This window comes from Corynebacterium qintianiae, assembly GCF_011038645.2.
GTDB classification, from domain to species: Bacteria; Actinomycetota; Actinomycetes; order Mycobacteriales; family Mycobacteriaceae; genus Corynebacterium; species Corynebacterium qintianiae.
In genome coordinates, this window is record NZ_CP064955.1 from 1350812 (window position 1) to 1366113 (window position 15302).

Genomic DNA, 15302 nt, shown 5'->3' on the forward strand with positions numbered 1-15302 from the left:
TCTACCACACGGCCCCGCCCGTCACTGCCCACTTCATCGAACGGAATCGAACAACCACGCCAGCCAGGCGGATCACAATCGACGCCGTCAGACCCGCCCACACGCCCGGCAGTCCCCACCCGAACGTTTGGGCCATGAGCGTTACTGGGAAGAAGACGCCCAGCACGGAAGCGATGGTCAGCGTGCGCAGGAACGTCACATCGCCCGCGCCGAGCAGCGCGCCGTCGAGAGCGAACACGACCCCGCCCAGGACAATCATGGCCACAAGCATCCACCACGGCACGCTCAGCTGTCCCAGCACAGCACCGTCGCGGGTAAAAATCGACCAGATAAAGGGCCCCGCAACCGCGAATACCAGGGCGAGAACACCCGCGAACATCAGGCAATAACGCGTCGCCAGTTCACCGACGCGGCGGGCCTGGCTCACCTCTCCCCTACCCAGCGCGGATCCGGTCAGGGTCTGCGCCGCGATAGCCAGCGAATCCAGCACGAGCGTCAGAAAATTCCATAGCTGCAGGAGAATCTGGTGCGCGGCCAGCGCGGCGACGCCAAAACGGCCGGCAACCGCGGCCGCGGCCAGCATCGAGATCTGGAACGACATGGAGCGCAGGATAAGATCGCGGCCCATGCCAAGCTGGCTGCGGATCACACCCCAGCGCGGGGCCCACGAACCACGGTGCCTTCTATGCTCGCGCGCGTGAGCCACCAGAAAAAGCGCCGCGGTGATGCCGATGCCGAGCACGTTCGCCCACGCCGAGCCGACGAGTCCGAAGCGGTTGACCAACGACGGCAGAAGCACCGCCCCGGGAACGAGGCCGCACAAGGTCAGAAAGAACGGCAGGCGGGTGTTCTGCACGCCGCGCAGCCAGCCGTTGCCGGCCATGATGATCAGCGTGAGGGGGATGGAGATCGCCGCAACGTGCATCCACGTGGCCGAAGCGGCGGCGGTGGCGGCATTGTTGGTGAGAAAGAGAGCGACCGGTTCCGCGAAAATCCAGATCACGGCGGCCAGCAGCAGGCCAACGGCAACCGCAACCCACGTGGCCTGCACGCCCTCAGCGACGGCGTCGCCGCGCTTGCCTGCTCCGAAGAGCCGCGCCGCGCGGGCTGTCGTGCCGTAGGACAAAAACGTCAGCTGAACCGTCACCGTCGATTGCACCGCGGTGCCAGCTGCCAGCGCCGCAAGCTCCGCGGTACCCAGCCTGCCCACTACGGCGGTGTCCAGCAGGAGATACAGCGGATTCGCGGCCAGCACACCCAGGGCTGGCAGAGCCAGCCCCAGAACCCGCCGCGGGGTAACAGTCTCCGCCGCAGACATCACAGGGCGCTGAGCAGGTCGCTGACAACCTCTTCCCGCGATCCCCGCGCCGAGTAGCCGGCGGCAGGCACATGCCCGCCACCGCCAAGACGCGCGGCGACGCGCGAGACATCCGCGGAAGCCGAACGCAGCGACACGTTCCAGTACCGCGGGCCGTGCTGCTTGAGCACCACGCCGATGTCGCTACCCTGCACGCTGCGGGCGTAGTCGATGATGCATTCCACCGCCGTCTGGCTCATGGACTCGATCAACTGCGCGTCCACAGTGAATACCGTCACGGTCGTCCCCGCCGACTCGAACGCCTCCATCCCCGCGAGCACGAGCCCGACATCGCGCATATCCGCCGGGGTCATCGCGTCCATCAAATCCATCGCGATTTGCCGAGTGTTGAGCCCGAACGACATCAGCTCGGCGGCGATTTGGTGCATCCTCGGTGTTCCCCACCGGAAGTTGCCGGTGTCCGTCACCAGACCCGCATAGAGGCAATACGCGATGTCCCGGTCCAGCTCCACACCCATGTGGGTCAGCAGCTCCCGGATCATCGCGGTAGTGGACTCGGAGGCGACCACCAGATTGGTCGCGCCGAAACGCGGGTTGGACGCGTGGTGGTCGATGACGACCACTCGCTCCGGGTCCTCTATGATTGCCTCGTCGAAGGCGCCGGTCCGGTCCGGGGACGCACAATCGACCGTGACAATGAGCGCCTCTGCGGGAGGTTCGCACGTGTACGTGATCTCGTCCACCAGCGGCACCGACGCAAGGTTTTCCGGGTGCGGGAAGTCCTGCCCGATATAGGCACGGGCCTGTACCCCCAGCTGGCGCAGGCCGGCAGTCAGCGCGCACGCGGAACCCACAGCGTCCGCGTCGGGCTTGATGTGGGCCACCACGGCGACCGACGGGGCGTCGACAAGCAGTCGTGCGACTTCGCGGAACTCTTCCTCCAGGCCGGGAAACAGCTGCGGCATGAACCTACTCTTCGACCGTCTTGTAGGGGTTGCCGTCGCCCGCGGGCTTCGCACCCTCGCGCAGGCGGGCGAGCTCAGCGTCGCGTGCGCGAGCGCGGTTGAGCAGCTCCTCCATGCGTGCCGACGCCTCCGGAACCGTGTCCAACTCGAAAGAAATCGTCGGGGTGAACCGCACGTTGAGCTGGTCGCCCACGATCTTGCGGACTTGCCCCCGCGCGCGGTGCAGGGCCTCAGCGGCCTGATCGAAATCGGGCTCGTCGTCGATGTTGCGCCCGCGCACCGTGTAGTAGATCGTCGCATCATGCAGGTCGCCGGTGACCCGGGCGTCGGTGACCGTGACCAGCTCCAGGCGCGCGTCCTTCACCTCGCGCTCGATGGCGGACGCAACGATCGTCTGAATCTGCTTCGCCAGCCGCTGCGCGCGTGAGTTGTCAGCCATGTCATCTCCTTCACTCGGGCCTACTTTCGTACCCGCTCATTCTAACCATGTGGGAAAGCCCCACCTCCCGGCGGGAGATGGGGCACGTGCGTATCGACGCCCAGTTGCGCCTTACGTGCGCGGAACCTCGACCATCTCGTAGACCTGGACGATGTCCTCGACCTGGATGTCCGGGTAGGACAGCACCATGCCGCACTCGTAGCCCTTGTCCACCTCGGTGACGTCGTCCTTCTCCCGGCGCAGCGACTGGATCGTCGCGTCCGGGGTGATGACGTTGCCGTCGCGAACCAAGCGGCACTTCGCGTTGCGCTTGACCTTGCCCTCGGAAACCATGCAACCGGCGATGAGACCCACCGAGGACGCCTTGAAGATCTGGCGGATCTCCGCGGCACCGATCTCGCGCTCCTCGTAGATCGGCTTGAGCATGCCCTTGAGAGCTGCCTCCACCTCGTCGATAACCTGGTAGATCACCGAGTAGTAGCGGATCTCCACACCCTCGTTGTTTGCCTCCTCCGTTGCCTTGCCCTCGGCGCGGACGTTGAAGGCAACGATCACGGCGTCGGAGGCGGCGGCAAGCACCACGTTGGTCTGAGTGACGGCACCGACACCGCGGTCGATGATGTTGACCTCGACCTCGTCGTCGATCTCGATCTTGAGCAGCGCCTCCTCCAGGGCTTCCACCGAACCGGCGTTGTCGCCCTTGAGGATGAGGTTGAGCTGGCTGGTCTCCTTGAGAGCCGCATCCAGGTTCTCCAGGGACACGCGCTTCTTACGGCGCGCCTGCATTGCGGAACGCTTGCGGGCGTCACGCTGCGCGGCGATCTGGCGGGCGACGCGGTCATCCTCGACCACAAGCAAGTTGTCACCCGGTCCCGGGACACCGTTGAGACCCTGCACCTGGACAGGACGGGACGGGCCCGCCTCTTCCACGTCATTGCCCCACTCGTCGACCATGCGACGCACGCGACCGAAGTTCCCGCCGACGACGATGGAGTCGCCGACGCGAAGGGTGCCGCGCTGCACGATGACGGTGGACACCGGACCGCGGCCGCGGTCGAGGTGGGACTCGATGGCGAGGCCCTGGGCATCCATGTCGGGGTTCGCGCGCAGGTCCAGCGCCGCGTCAGCGGTCAGCAGAACCGCCTCGAGAAGGTCCTCAATACCCGTGTTGTTGCGAGCGGAGATGTCGACGAACATCGTGTCACCGCCGTACTCCTCCGGGATGATCCCGTACTCGGTGAGTTGGCCGCGAATCTTCTCCGGCTGCGCCTCGGGCTTGTCAATCTTGTTGACTGCAACGACGATCGGCAGGTCAGCCGCCTTGGCATGGTTGATCGCCTCGACGGTCTGCGGCATCACGCCGTCATCGGCCGCGACAACCAGGATCGCCAGGTCGGTCGACTGCGCACCGCGGGCACGCATGGCGGTAAACGCCTCGTGGCCCGGGGTATCCAGGAAGGTAATCGTGCGTGGCTCGTCCTCCAGGGTGACAGTGGTCTGGTAGGCGCCGATGCCCTGGGTGATGCCGCCAGCCTCGCCGCCGCCGACATTCGCCTTGCGGATCGTATCCAGCAGTCGGGTCTTGCCGTGGTCGACGTGGCCCATGACGGACACCACCGGCGGACGGTACGAGAGGTCCTCTTCCTGCCCCTCGTCCTCACCGAACTGAAGGTCGAAGGACTCGAGAAGCTCGCGGTCCTCGTCCTCCGGGGAAACAACCTGGACGTCGTAGTTGATCTCGGCACCCAGCAACTGCAGAGTTTCCTCCGGCACGGACTGGGTTGCCGTCACCATCTCACCGAGGTTGAACAGAGCTTGCACGAGGTTCGATGCCTCCGCACCGATCTTCTCGGCGAAATCAGCCAACGACGCGCCCTGACGCAGGCGGACGGTCTTGCCGCCGCCGTCGGGCAGCCGAACGCCGCCGATGAGGTTCGGTGCGTGCATCTCCTCGTACTCGCTGCGCTTCTGCCGCTTGGACTTGCGTCCGCGGCCGGGTGCGCCGCCTGGGCGGCCGAATGCGCCGGCGGTGCCACCGCGACGCCCGCCGCGGCCGCGGAAGCCGCCACCTGCTCCACCCGGAGCACCGGGGCCACCCTGGCCGCCGCGGCCACGGCCACCACCGGGGCCACCCTGGCCGCCGCGGCCGCGGCCGCCGGCAGCCGACTTAGTCGGCATCTGGGTCGGCGACGGGTGCGCCGCCATGTCTGCCGGGGAGGGACGCTTAGCGCCCGGGCGAGCAGCGGGACGTCCCTGGCCCTGACCTGCGCGCTCGCCGCCCTGGCCCTGGCCGCCACGGCCACGGCCACCCGCAGCCCCGGGGCCACCTTGACCGCCACGGCCGCCACCCGGACGGGGTGCGGGACGCGGGCCGCCGGTGTTGGAAGAGAACGGGTTGTTGGCCACGCGCGGGCGGCCGCCCGGTTTCGGCATCGGACGCGGCATCGCGCCCGGGGTCGGACCACCCTCGCCAGCCGACGGCGTCGGAGCCGCAGGCGACTGGGGTTTAGGGGCACCCGGCTTCGGCGCGGATGCTCCCGGCTTACCCGGTCGAGCGGGTTTTTCGGTCGGCGCGGATGTCGCAGGCTGAGCCGGAGCCGGCGAGGCAGCCTGCTTCGGTGCCTCGGGCGCGGCCTTCGGGGCACCCGGTTTGGGAGCACCCGGTTTGGCCGTCCCAGCCTTGGCTGCGTCTACATTCCCCCCAGCCGGCTTCGCTGCCGTCGGCTTGGCGGCCGCCGGCTTGGCCGCGGCCGGCTTCGGCGCGCCAGGCTTGGCGGCGCCGGAAGGCTTCGGTGCGGACGGCTTCGCGCCGCCCGGCTTCGGGGCACCTGGGGTAGGCGCGCCGGACTTCGGGGTGCTATGACCCTCCGCGGCTCCTTCGCCGCCCGACTGATAGAACGCCTTCATCTTCTTCACCACCGGCGGTTCGATGGTGGATGAGGCGGTTTTGACGAACTCGCCCTGATCCTTCAGGGTGGCGAGTAGGTCCTTGCTTGTTACACCGAGCTGCTTAGCCAGTTCGTGAACGCGTAGCTTTCCGGGCACGTGTCTCCTCTAGATTGTTTGCTAGGAGCCAGTGCTGGCGGCTACTGACCCCTAGACGTTGTCATCGACTTTCATCGCTGATGCTGCTTCATGGTTGCGTACTCATCAGTGTTCGGTCTTCCTGTCCTTGTGTGGGTCTTTCGCGGCGCCAGTGAGGCCCGCGAGGTACGTCCGTACATGACCTAAGTCCACGGGGGTGGACACGCGGAGCGCTCGGGCAAACGCCTTTCGCTTCTCCGCGAGCTCGAACGCTTCCAGAGTCGGAGTGATCCACGCTCCCCTACCGGGCAGCGATCGGGACGGATCCGCGAGGATCCTGCCCGACCCGTCAGGGTCGGCCACGATGCGGAGCAGTTCGGCATCGGGGTGTGCCTCGCGCGTGGCGATGCAGGTTCGGATGGGTGCGGTGCACTGCAGAGTGCGTGCGCTATGCGTCATCCTCGCCCTTCCGTTTGCCTCGTGCTGCCCAGCGGGTACTGGACGGCGCCAGTTACCCGCGTCTGGTTGCGGTTTTAAGCCGTAGTTAACCTTACGCGAAAAACCGGCAAAACAGTACTCCCTGCCGCGCGGGGATGCGCCCTACTCCCCGGTGGCGGGCTCGTCGGCGGCATCCGCGTCGGAGTGGATGTCGATCTTCCAGCCGGTCAGGCGCGCCGCGAGGCGCGCGTTCTGCCCCTCCTTGCCGATTGCGAGGGAGAGCTGGTAGTCCGGCACAGTCACCCGTGCCGCCTGCCCCTCGAGGTCGGTGACCTCGACGCGCACAACCTTCGAAGGTGCCAGCGAGTTGCCGACGTACTTCGCCGGGTCGTCGGAGTAGTCGATGATGTCGATCTTTTCCCCGCCGAGCTGCTCCATGATGTTGGTCACGCGCGCACCGCGCGGGCCGATGCAGGCGCCCTTCGCGTTGACCCCCTTCACGGTGGCCTTCACCGCGACCTTCGACCGGTGCCCCGCTTCGCGAGCGATGCCGACGATCTCCACCGTGCCGTCCGCCACCTCGGGCACCTCGAGCGCGAACAGCCCGCGCACAAGCTCAGGGTGGGTGCGCGAGAGGTTGATCTGCACCTTGCGCTCGCCCTTGTTCACGCCCACGACGAAAGCCTTGATCCGGTCGCCGTGGGTGAGCTTCTCGCCGGGGATCTGCTCCGCGGGCAGCAGGATGCCGTCCTGGGAATCCGCCTCGGTTCCCAGCTCGACGACAACGAGGCCCCGGGACTCGGCGTTGACGTCGCGCTGGACGACGCCGGAAACGACCTGGCCCTCGAACTCGGAGTACTCGCTGAACGCGCGGCCTGCCTCGGCCTCGCGGACGCGCTTCTTGATCGCGTCGAGCACCGTCGGCGCCCCAATGCGGGAGAAGTTGACCGGGGTGTCGTCGTACTCCGAGACGACCGCTCCCTCGGCGTCAAGCTCGGCAACGAGTACGGACACGTCGCCGGTCTTGGCATCGATCTCTACACGGGCCTTTTCGCTCTCCCCCGCCGAGGTGTCGCGGTAGTCGCGGTACGCCCACAGCAGAGCGCCCGCGACTGTCTTCAGCAAATCATCGACGGCGATGCCCTGCTCGGTCGAAATGGCCTTCAACGCGTTGAGGTCAATATTCACTTGTTATACCTTTCAGTCGGCCGCGGTCTCGCTGGCCTGGTCGAACGAGAGCTCCGCCAGCTCCATCTCGGCGGCGGGCGGTGTGTTGAACTCAATTTCTACCACCGCGCCCGACAATCCGGAAATGGCGTGCACGCGGGTGCGGGGCTTCTTGGTCCCGGCGTCAACGAGGATGACGTTGTCCTCCCCGCCGTCCAGCGCGCCGACGCGGAAGGTGCTGCCACCAACGGTGACGATCCTCCCGCGGTTGCGCCGCCAGTGCCGCGGCAGCGTCAACGGCAGGTCGACGCCCGGGGTCGTGACCTCGAGCGTGTACCCCGCGCCGAAGTTGACCTCGCCTGCGTCCTCTCGGGCGTCGAAAAGCTCGCTGAGCTCGTTGCTGACCGCCTCGAGCTCATCGAGGGTCGGGTGGGAGTCCGAGTCGAGGGCCACGACGACCTGGGACTTCTTGCCGGCCGCGACGGTGCGCACGTTTTCCACGTCCATCCCGTGAGCGGCGGCGACCGGGGTAATCATGCTCGTCAGTTCATCAACTGAAGGAAATGCCATGTGGGCAAGCCTATCGTGTACGGTTTTCGGCGTGAAAAGACTGCTCGCGATCGTCCCCGCCGCCGCTCTGTTGACCTCGTGCACGGCGCTTGATGTCGTGGGCCCGCGCGCGAACGGCGAGATCATGGCGCTGGCCAAGCAGGCGTCCGCGGACGAGTCTTCGCTTGTCGACGCCCCCGCCGCCCACGACCTCCGCGCCGCCCACGCCGACCAACTCGTGGCGGAGGCCCAGCGCCTGTGCGGCACCGACCCCGACGGCGCCACGCCGCCGACCTGCCGCGTCACCTACGGCGACGCCGACCTTCCGGCGGGCGCAGTGGACGTGGGCGCGTTGGTTGACCAGGTGCGCGCGTCTGCCGTCGACGCGGCCGACAAGGTGCCGGATGATTCCGTCGACCTCGTGGTGTCGCAGGCCGTGGACACGGTCGCGCTCGCCCCGGTGAACCTGGATGGACTGAATGTGTCCGACGCGCCCGCGGCTGATCTGGACGCCGCCCGGGAAGCGCTGCGGCGCGAGTACGTTCTGGAATACGGCCTCGGTATGGCCACGGCGTGGGGGGATGAGGCTGTCGACGAGCGCGTGGACGAGCTGCGGGGCGCGTCGGATAAGCGTCGAGAAGCATTGGCCGCGGCGCTCGAGCCCACTGGCGAGGTCCCGCAACCGCTGCCCGGCTACGAATTCGCCGACGGTTCGGCCCCGTACGACGCCGACTCCGCCGCCGCATTTATCGAGCGCCTGCACGCCGACACCGTCGCCGAGCTCCGCCGCGCGGCGGGCGACGCAACCGGCAGTCAATGGCGCGACGCCGCCATCGGACTGTCCGCGCACGCGCAGCGCGTCTGACGCGTGTTGTAGTTTGGCGGGGTGACCGCTCAACTGACCCGTTTCCTCCGCTGGGCCGCGCTGGGGCTCATCGCCCTCGCCGTGTTCTTCATCAGCCTCGGCCCGATCGAGGCGCCGAACTCCCCCACCGCGATGCTGCCGGACGGCTTCGATTCGACAGAGGTCGCCGCGCAGCGCGCCTCCTCGGGCGAGGAGAACTCGTCCGCCGCCATCGTCCTGTTCACCGGGTTGGGCCCCGACGCCCTGCCGTCGCTGGCCGACAAGGCTGACAAGCTCGGCGGGCCGTTGATCCCGAACGAGGCGGGCGATGCCGCGATCGTGCCCGTCGAGGTCGAATCGGAGTCTTTGACCGGCAACGTCGAGGCCGTTGAGCAGCTCCGCGCAGACGCCGCCGACGGGCTGCCGGACGGGGTCCAGTCGCAGGTCACCGGCCCCGCCGCCATCGACGCCGACCTCTCCGGCGTCTTTTCCGGCGCGAACGTCACGTTGCTCGCCGTCACCGCCGCCATCGTCGCCGTTTTGCTCGTTGCCACCTACCGCTCCCCGATTTTGTGGATCATCCCGCTGGTGGTGATCGGAGTGGCGGACAGGCTGGTGTCCGCGACGTACACGCGCGTCCTCGACGCCCTCGGAATGCAGTGGAACGAGTCCACCGGCGGGATCCTCTCGGTCTTGGTCTTCGGCGCGGGAACCAACTACGCCCTGCTGTTGATCTCGCGCTACCGCACCGAGCTGACCCGCACCAGCGACAGATTCGCGGCGATGGCGCGCGCGTGGAGGCCGACCGTGGCCACGATCGTCGCCTCCGCCGCCACCGTCGTCATCGGCGTCCTCTGCTTGCTGCTCTCCCACACCCCCACCACCCGCGCGCTCGGGGCGGCGGCGGCCTACGGCGTGGCGGTGGCGCTGTTCTTCGGGGCATTCGTCCTGCCGGGCATCCTCGTCCTTTTCGGCCGCTGGATCTTCTGGCCGAAAACGCCGCGCGAGGGCGACACCACGGAGCACCGCGTGTTTGACGCGGTCGGCGCCTTCGTCGCGGCGCGCCCCGCTGCGGTCCTTACGTCCTCGCTCGCGGTGCTCGGCGTGATGTGCATCGGCGCGCTGCAGATCACCACCGGCTTGACCCAGTCGGACCAGTTCATCGACACGCCGGAATCCATCGCGGCGGCCGACACCCTGTCCGAGGCGTTTCCCGACATGTCGGCTACCCCGGCCATCGTCGCAACGGGCGACGCCGAGGCCGCTACCGCCGCACTGGAGAGTGCCGGCCTGAGCGTGATGGGCTCGGACGACGGGACGTTGCGGGTCTCCGGCGGCACGACCGAGGAGATCCGGGGCGCGCTCGGCGGCACGGATGCGAAGGTGGGCGGGCTCGACGCCGAGCTCTACGATACGGAGCAGGCCGCGGCCGAGGATCGCGCCCTGATCTTTCCCGTCGTCCTCGCGCTGATCTTGCTCTCTTTGATCGTCCTGCTGCGCTCCCTCGTCGCACCGCTGGTGATGACGGCGTCGGTGCTGCTGACCAACGTCGCGGCGCTCGGCATCGGATGGTGGGTCTCGCACCACGTCTTCGGCTTCGAGCGGTTCGACTCCACCACTCCGCTCTACGCGTTCGTGTTCCTCGTCGCGCTCGGCATCGACTACACCATCTTCCTGGTCACCCGGGCGCGCGAGGACTCCGACGAACTGGGGACGCGCCGCGGCATCCTGTCGGCGTTGTCCACCACGGGCGGGGTGATCACCTCCGCCGGGATCCTGCTCGCGGCCGTGTTTGCGGCCCTCGGCGTCCTGCCCCTGGTGGTTCTCGCGCAGATCGGAATCGTCATCTGCCTGGGCGTCCTCCTCGACACCCTCATCGTGCGCAGCCTCGTGGTGCCCGCGGTGGTGCAGCTGCTCGGAGAGAAGTTCTGGTGGCCGGCGGCGCGGCGCGCGGAGATTTAGGGAGATCTAGCTGGCGGGGGCGTCACCGGTCATGATCACGCGATGCTCCGCGTCGCTCCAGGTGAACGTCGCGTAGTTCCGGCCCTTCGGGTCCGCGTTGGTGTCGCCCGGCTCGGGGTGGCGGAAGACAACGTCGATCGTCGAATCGTCCACCTGCGTTACCCCGGGGGCAAAGCCGAAGGAGTCGAGGGTGGCGGTTCCGAGATAGTCGCCTTTGTGGAACAGCATGATCTGGTACGGCGAGGACGCCGTGCCTCCCTCGATGGTGACCACAGCCCACGACAGATTCGCGCAGGGGTCGTAGCCCGCAAACGCGGTATCGGGATCCCACGGATGTTGCTCCTGCGGGAGCTTGCCGATGTTCGACCGGATCGCCGTCTCAGCGTCGTCGGACCCGCACTCCGCCCCGCCGGGCGCGGCCGCGGCGGTGGGGGTTTCCGCCGAAGGCGTGCCGCCTGTGGTGGCGGGCACCGTAGTGAACTCCGTGGTGGTCTTCGTCGTCACCGTCGGTTCCGCAGCGGGTTGCGCCCCGTCCTGCGCGGCCGAACACCCCGCTACACCGAGAACTGCAACCAACGCGCACGCTGCAGCGGGGGCCTTACGCCCCCGGCGTTTCGTAAACCCCACGCTCATCTCCCCTTGAAAATCAGTGCCCTGCGGCGACCAAGTCCCGTACCTTGCCCACGATCTCGGCGGCGGGAACCTCCAGGGTTTCCCCGTCGCGGATGCGCAGCTCCACGATACCGTCCGCGAACGAGCGGCCGAGGATGACGATGAACGGCATGCCCAGCAGCTCGGCGTCCTTGAACTTGACTCCGGGAGACATCTTCGGGCGGTCGTCGAACAGCACCTCGAGACCGGCCTCGTCGAGCTCCGCGGCAATGGTCTCGCCGGCCTCGAGCGCTGCGGCGTCCTTGTTCGCCACCACGACGTGGACCTGGTACGGCGCGATGGCGACGGGCCAGACCAGGCCCTTGTCGTCGTGGCGCTGCTCGGCCACAACCGCCATCATCCGCGAGATGCCGATGCCGTAGGACCCCATCGTGGGCACGGCGCGCTTGCCGCTTTCGTCCAGGATCTGCACGTCCATCGCCTCGGTGTACTTCCGGCCCAGCTGGAAGATGTGGCCCAGCTCGATGCCGCGGGCGAGCTTCACGGTGCCGTTGCCCGACGGCGAGGGGTCACCTTCGCGCACCTCGGCGGCCTCGACGAATCCGTCCACCTCGAAGTCGCGGCCCGCGACGAGCCCGACCACGTGGCGCTGGCTCTCGTCCGCGCCCGTGATCCAGGCGGAGCCGTCCACGACGCGCGGGTCGGCGTACACCGGCACCCCGTTGGCGATCAGCGCGCGGGGGCCGACATACCCCTTGACCAAGAAAGCGGAGTTCTTGAAGTCCTCCTCGCTCGCCAGCTCGAAGGTTGCCGGGGCGAGGGAGGCCTCGAGGCGCTTCTCGTCCAGCTCGCGGTCGCCCGGGATCAACACACCTGCCAGGCGCGGGCCGACGGGCTCGCCATCGTCGCCCACCAGGCGCGGGTCGTCGACCTTGACCACCATGCACTTCAGGGTGTCGGCGGCGGTGACGGGGCGGCCGTCGACAAGCAGGCCCTCGCTGTTGGCCCAGTTGACCAGCGCCTCGATGGTCTCGGACTGCGGCGTCTCGTACACGCGCGCCTCCGGCTGGCCGTCGATCGGCTTCGCCGAGGGGGCGACGGTGACCACGGCCTCGACGTTGGCGGCGTAGTCCCCCGCCGAGGAAATGACGAAGGTGTCCTCGCCGTTGTCGGAGTACGCAAGGAACTCCTCGGACGCCGAACCACCCATCGCACCGGAGGTGGCCTTGCAAATCTCGTAACTGATCCCCACGCGGTCGAACACGCGCTGGTAGGCCGCGCGGTGCTTGGCGTAGGACTCCTCGAGGCCCGCGTCGGTCATGTCGAAGGAGTAGGAATCCTTCATCACGAACTCGCGGCCGCGCAGGATGCCCGCGCGGGGACGGGCCTCGTCGCGGTACTTCGTCTGGATCTGGTACAGCGTGACGGGAAAGTCCTTGTAGGAGGAGAACATCGACTTCACCGTGGACGTGAACATTTCCTCGTGCGTCGGGCCGAGCAGCATGTCCGCGCCCTTGCGGTCCTTCAGGCGGAACAGGTCGTCACCGTACTCGGCCCAACGGTTGGTCTGCTCGTATGGCTCGCGCGGCAGCAGCGCGGGGAACAGCAGCTCCTGGGCACCCATCGCGTCCATCTCCTCGCGCACGACCGCCTCGATCTTGCGTAGGGTGCGCAGCCCGAGCGGCAGCCAGGAGTAGACACCCGGCGCGGCGCGGCGCACGTAGCCTGCGCGCACGAGCAGCTTGTGGCTGGGCACCTCGGCGTCGGCGGGGTCTTCGCGCAGCGTGCGCAGGAACAGCTCGGTCAGGCGTGTGATCATGCGCAACATCATATCCTTTAGGGTGGTGCGCATGCTGATCGTGCTGCCGCCTTCCGAAACCAAAGCTCCCGGCGGGTCGCAGGGGCCCATGCAGGTCTCGTTCCCGTCGCTCGATCCTGTGCGCAGCTCGCTTCTCGACGACCTGTCCACGCTCTCCCTCCCCGACATGATGTCGTCGCTGAAGCTGCCCGCCTCCAAGATCGAGGAGGCTCGGGAGAACCTGACGCTGCGCTCCGCTCCCGTCATGCCGGCCCTGTTCCGCTACACCGGGGTGTTGTACGACGCTCTGGGAGCCGACTCGTTGCCGCCGGCGGCGTGGTCGCGCCTAGCTATCGGGTCCGCCCTGTTCGGCGTCGTGCGCGCGGGCGACCTGATCCCCCGCTACCGGCTCTCCGGCGGTTCTAAAGTGCCGGCCCCGGGCGGTTCGATGCCGACGATGAAAGCGCGCTGGGGCGAGTTGATCACCTCGGCCCTGTCTGCTGAGCCATTCGTGGTCGATCTGCGCTCCGGCACCTACGAGAAGCTCGGGCCCGTGCCCGGCGCGGTGACTGTGCGCGCGGAGTCCGTGCTTGATAACGGCACCCGGAAAGTCGTCAGCCACTTCAACAAGCACTACAAAGGTGAGCTGGCGCGTGTCCTCGCGCTGGGGCCCGCGGTCTCGTCGGTGGATGATGTCGCTGACGTCGCGCGAGACGCCGGGATGACCGTCGAGGTGGCGGGCGCCCAGGTCACGTTGGTTGTGTGACGGGTGCCCCGATGGCGGCAAGCGCACAGGCCGCCCGGATGTCTCCGACGTATTGAGCCTCGTTGTTGAGCACGTCGCTAGGGCTGTGGCGGCGTACGAGGTAGCCGTCGTTAAGCAACCGCTTTTCGCGAACCCGTTCTTTGCGCAGGACGTCGTCGGTGCGGCCGTACGTTGCGCCGTCGTATTTAACATCGCCGTCGATCTCAGAGACGACCCGGTCACCGATCAACATGTCGACCTCAAACTTACCCACTGGCGCATTGACCCGGATCGGCCCAATCCGGTTCTGAATCAGGATCGCGCGCGCGTAACTTTCATACGGCGACCGGACGTTGCCAACCGCATGCGCCAGCGCGGCCCGCGCCCACCCAATCCCCTTGCGCCTGCCCAGCCGCGCGATCTCGAACTGGACATTCGCGCGCGGATGACGCCCCAACAGCCAGTCCATGGCGACGAGTCCCTCACGAAAACCGTTTCGGATCGCGATATCGATCCCGGTGCGAATTTCCGCAGTCACCCGCAGGCCATCGACCGTCTCAAACTCATCTACGCGGTAACTACCGCCGACGTACACGCATCCGCTCGGCCATTTGCTTGTCGACGGCCTCTTGCCCGTCGCTGGGATCAATTCAACGTCCTCCTTTGTCGTTGCGAGGACCGGCATTCCGATGATCCGTGCCGCCGACCTGCCACCTAACACGGCCTTCCTCACTGAGTTTCCGACCGCCCAAGCCCTGAGCCATTCCCGCTCATGCCGTTTGAGCTCCTGGAATGTAGAGCGCCTGCACACAAACGCTGACGAGATTCTGACTAAGTCTCCCCGGGCGATGGCCCGTAGCGCCGCGTGGTCGCTGTTCTTCATCGTTCGCGTGAACCCGATTTCCCCGAGCAGCTCGGTCTTTCGTTTGTTGTCCATGGTTTCAGGCTGGCGCAGCGTGGGCGTGTTTGCTGCCTTGGTGGCGCGGGCTGTGGATTGCGCCGGGTCTATCCACAGTTTTGGAGGGTTTTGCTGGGCGTCGGGAACCTGGGCCGGCCTCGTGCGGTCTAATTGGGTTTGGGGTGCTGCGTCTGGGGTGCTGCGTCTGGGGTGCTTAACGAAGCATCTTCAGGTTTCCGCGACCTGGGGTTTTGCGCCACACGCTCATCAACCTGAGCACTGCAAAACGAGCACCGCGGCCGGGTCGGGCGACGGTGCAAGAAAGGTATTCCCCGCAGAGTCGAACCAGTGCCCGGTTTCGGGTGCTGCGTTTGCAGTGCTCAACGAAACATCTCCGGGTTTCCGCGACCTGGGGTTTTGCGCCACACGCTCATCAACCTGAGCACTACAAACTGAGCACCGCAAACCGAGCACCGCGGAAGGAACCGGAGGGGCGTAAGGGGCGTAAGGGGTAGGCAGGCCAGGCACCAACCGCGGGATTAT

13 protein-coding genes are annotated in these 15302 nt (G+C 67.3%); 3 read left to right on the forward strand and 10 right to left on the reverse strand.

The features are described from left to right. Position 1: 1 nt before the first annotated feature. The 7 genes from G7Y29_RS06665 to rimP all read right to left on the reverse strand — a co-directional run bounded on the left by G7Y29_RS06665 (position 2) and on the right by rimP (position 7921). A complete protein-coding gene (locus G7Y29_RS06665) occupies positions 2-1318 on the reverse strand; it encodes an MATE family efflux transporter (RefSeq protein ID WP_165002525.1) in 1317 nt (438 codons plus the stop codon). Next, entirely contained in the window at positions 1318-2283 is a 966-nt protein-coding gene (locus G7Y29_RS06670) for a DHH family phosphoesterase (RefSeq protein WP_165002526.1), read from the reverse strand. The genes G7Y29_RS06665 and G7Y29_RS06670 overlap by 1 nt, the downstream gene beginning before the upstream one ends. A gap of 4 nt (positions 2284-2287) precedes the next feature. Continuing rightward, positions 2288-2722 (reverse strand): 30S ribosome-binding factor RbfA, encoded by a 435-nt coding sequence (gene rbfA, locus G7Y29_RS06675; RefSeq protein ID WP_165002527.1) that lies wholly within the window; start codon positions 2720-2722, stop codon positions 2288-2290. A 111-nt stretch (positions 2723-2833) separates the two neighbouring features. Further along, positions 2834-5767, reverse strand: coding sequence for a translation initiation factor IF-2 (gene infB / locus G7Y29_RS06680; RefSeq protein WP_165002528.1), 2934 nt, complete (start codon positions 5765-5767; stop codon positions 2834-2836). A gap of 105 nt (positions 5768-5872) precedes the next feature. Continuing rightward, positions 5873-6205, reverse strand: a complete 333-nt coding sequence (locus G7Y29_RS06685) for a YlxR family protein (protein ID WP_165002529.1) — start codon at positions 6203-6205, stop codon at positions 5873-5875. A 141-nt stretch (positions 6206-6346) separates the two neighbouring features. Next, on the reverse strand, positions 6347-7372 hold the full coding sequence (gene nusA, locus G7Y29_RS06690) for a transcription termination factor NusA (protein WP_165002530.1): 1026 nt from the start codon (positions 7370-7372) through the stop codon (positions 6347-6349). Positions 7373-7384: 12 nt separating this feature from the next. Further along, positions 7385-7921 carry a ribosome maturation factor RimP gene (rimP, locus tag G7Y29_RS06695; protein WP_165002531.1) on the reverse strand — a complete coding sequence of 179 codons (537 nt, stop codon included), beginning with the start codon at positions 7919-7921 and terminating at the stop codon, positions 7385-7387. Positions 7922-7952: 31 nt separating this feature from the next. Between rimP and G7Y29_RS06700 the strand changes: the two genes are divergently transcribed. After that, positions 7953-8765: a hypothetical protein gene (locus tag G7Y29_RS06700; RefSeq protein WP_165002494.1), complete on the forward strand. Its 813-nt coding sequence runs from the start codon at positions 7953-7955 to the stop codon at positions 8763-8765. Positions 8766-8786: 21 nt separating this feature from the next. Next, entirely contained in the window at positions 8787-10706 is a 1920-nt protein-coding gene (locus G7Y29_RS06705) for an MMPL family transporter (RefSeq protein ID WP_165002532.1), read from the forward strand. A gap of 6 nt (positions 10707-10712) precedes the next feature. Here the strand turns inward: G7Y29_RS06705 and G7Y29_RS06710 are convergent, their stop codons facing one another. Both G7Y29_RS06710 and G7Y29_RS06715 read right to left on the reverse strand, forming a co-directional pair. After that, the gene (locus tag G7Y29_RS06710; RefSeq protein WP_235933428.1) at positions 10713-11210 is read right to left on the reverse strand and encodes an LppP/LprE family lipoprotein; all 498 of its coding nucleotides are present in this window, start codon (positions 11208-11210) and stop codon (positions 10713-10715) included. Between the two features lie 142 nt (positions 11211-11352). Further along, the gene (locus G7Y29_RS06715; RefSeq protein ID WP_165002534.1) at positions 11353-13137 is read right to left on the reverse strand and encodes a proline--tRNA ligase; all 1785 of its coding nucleotides are present in this window, start codon (positions 13135-13137) and stop codon (positions 11353-11355) included. A gap of 31 nt (positions 13138-13168) precedes the next feature. On the opposite strand from G7Y29_RS06715, the gene yaaA reads away from it, so the two are divergent. Further along, complete coding sequence (gene yaaA / locus G7Y29_RS06720) at positions 13169-13882, forward strand: peroxide stress protein YaaA (protein ID WP_165002774.1); 714 nt, start codon at positions 13169-13171, stop codon at positions 13880-13882. On the opposite strand, the gene G7Y29_RS06725 is transcribed toward yaaA, so the two are convergent. Continuing rightward, positions 13866-14798, reverse strand: coding sequence for a hypothetical protein (locus G7Y29_RS06725; protein WP_165002535.1), 933 nt, complete (start codon positions 14796-14798; stop codon positions 13866-13868). The genes yaaA and G7Y29_RS06725 overlap by 17 nt on opposite strands. Between the last annotated feature and the right edge of the window lie 504 nt (positions 14799-15302).

Coding starts and splice junctions, on each gene's coding strand:
- G7Y29_RS06665 (WP_165002525.1), bottom strand. CDS start 1,318: ATGTCTGCGGCGGAGACTGTTACCCCGCGGCGGGTTCTGGGGCTGGCT.
- G7Y29_RS06670 (WP_165002526.1), bottom strand. CDS start 2,283: ATGCCGCAGCTGTTTCCCGGCCTGGAGGAAGAGTTCCGCGAAGTCGCA.
- rbfA (WP_165002527.1), bottom strand. CDS start 2,722: ATGGCTGACAACTCACGCGCGCAGCGGCTGGCGAAGCAGATTCAGACG.
- G7Y29_RS06685 (WP_165002529.1), bottom strand. CDS start 6,205: ATGACGCATAGCGCACGCACTCTGCAGTGCACCGCACCCATCCGAACC.
- rimP (WP_165002531.1), bottom strand. CDS start 7,921: ATGGCATTTCCTTCAGTTGATGAACTGACGAGCATGATTACCCCGGTC.
- G7Y29_RS06715 (WP_165002534.1), bottom strand. CDS start 13,137: ATGATCACACGCCTGACCGAGCTGTTCCTGCGCACGCTGCGCGAAGAC.
- yaaA (WP_165002774.1), top strand. CDS start 13,169: ATGCTGATCGTGCTGCCGCCTTCCGAAACCAAAGCTCCCGGCGGGTCG.
- G7Y29_RS06725 (WP_165002535.1), bottom strand. CDS start 14,798: ATGGACAACAAACGAAAGACCGAGCTGCTCGGGGAAATCGGGTTCACG.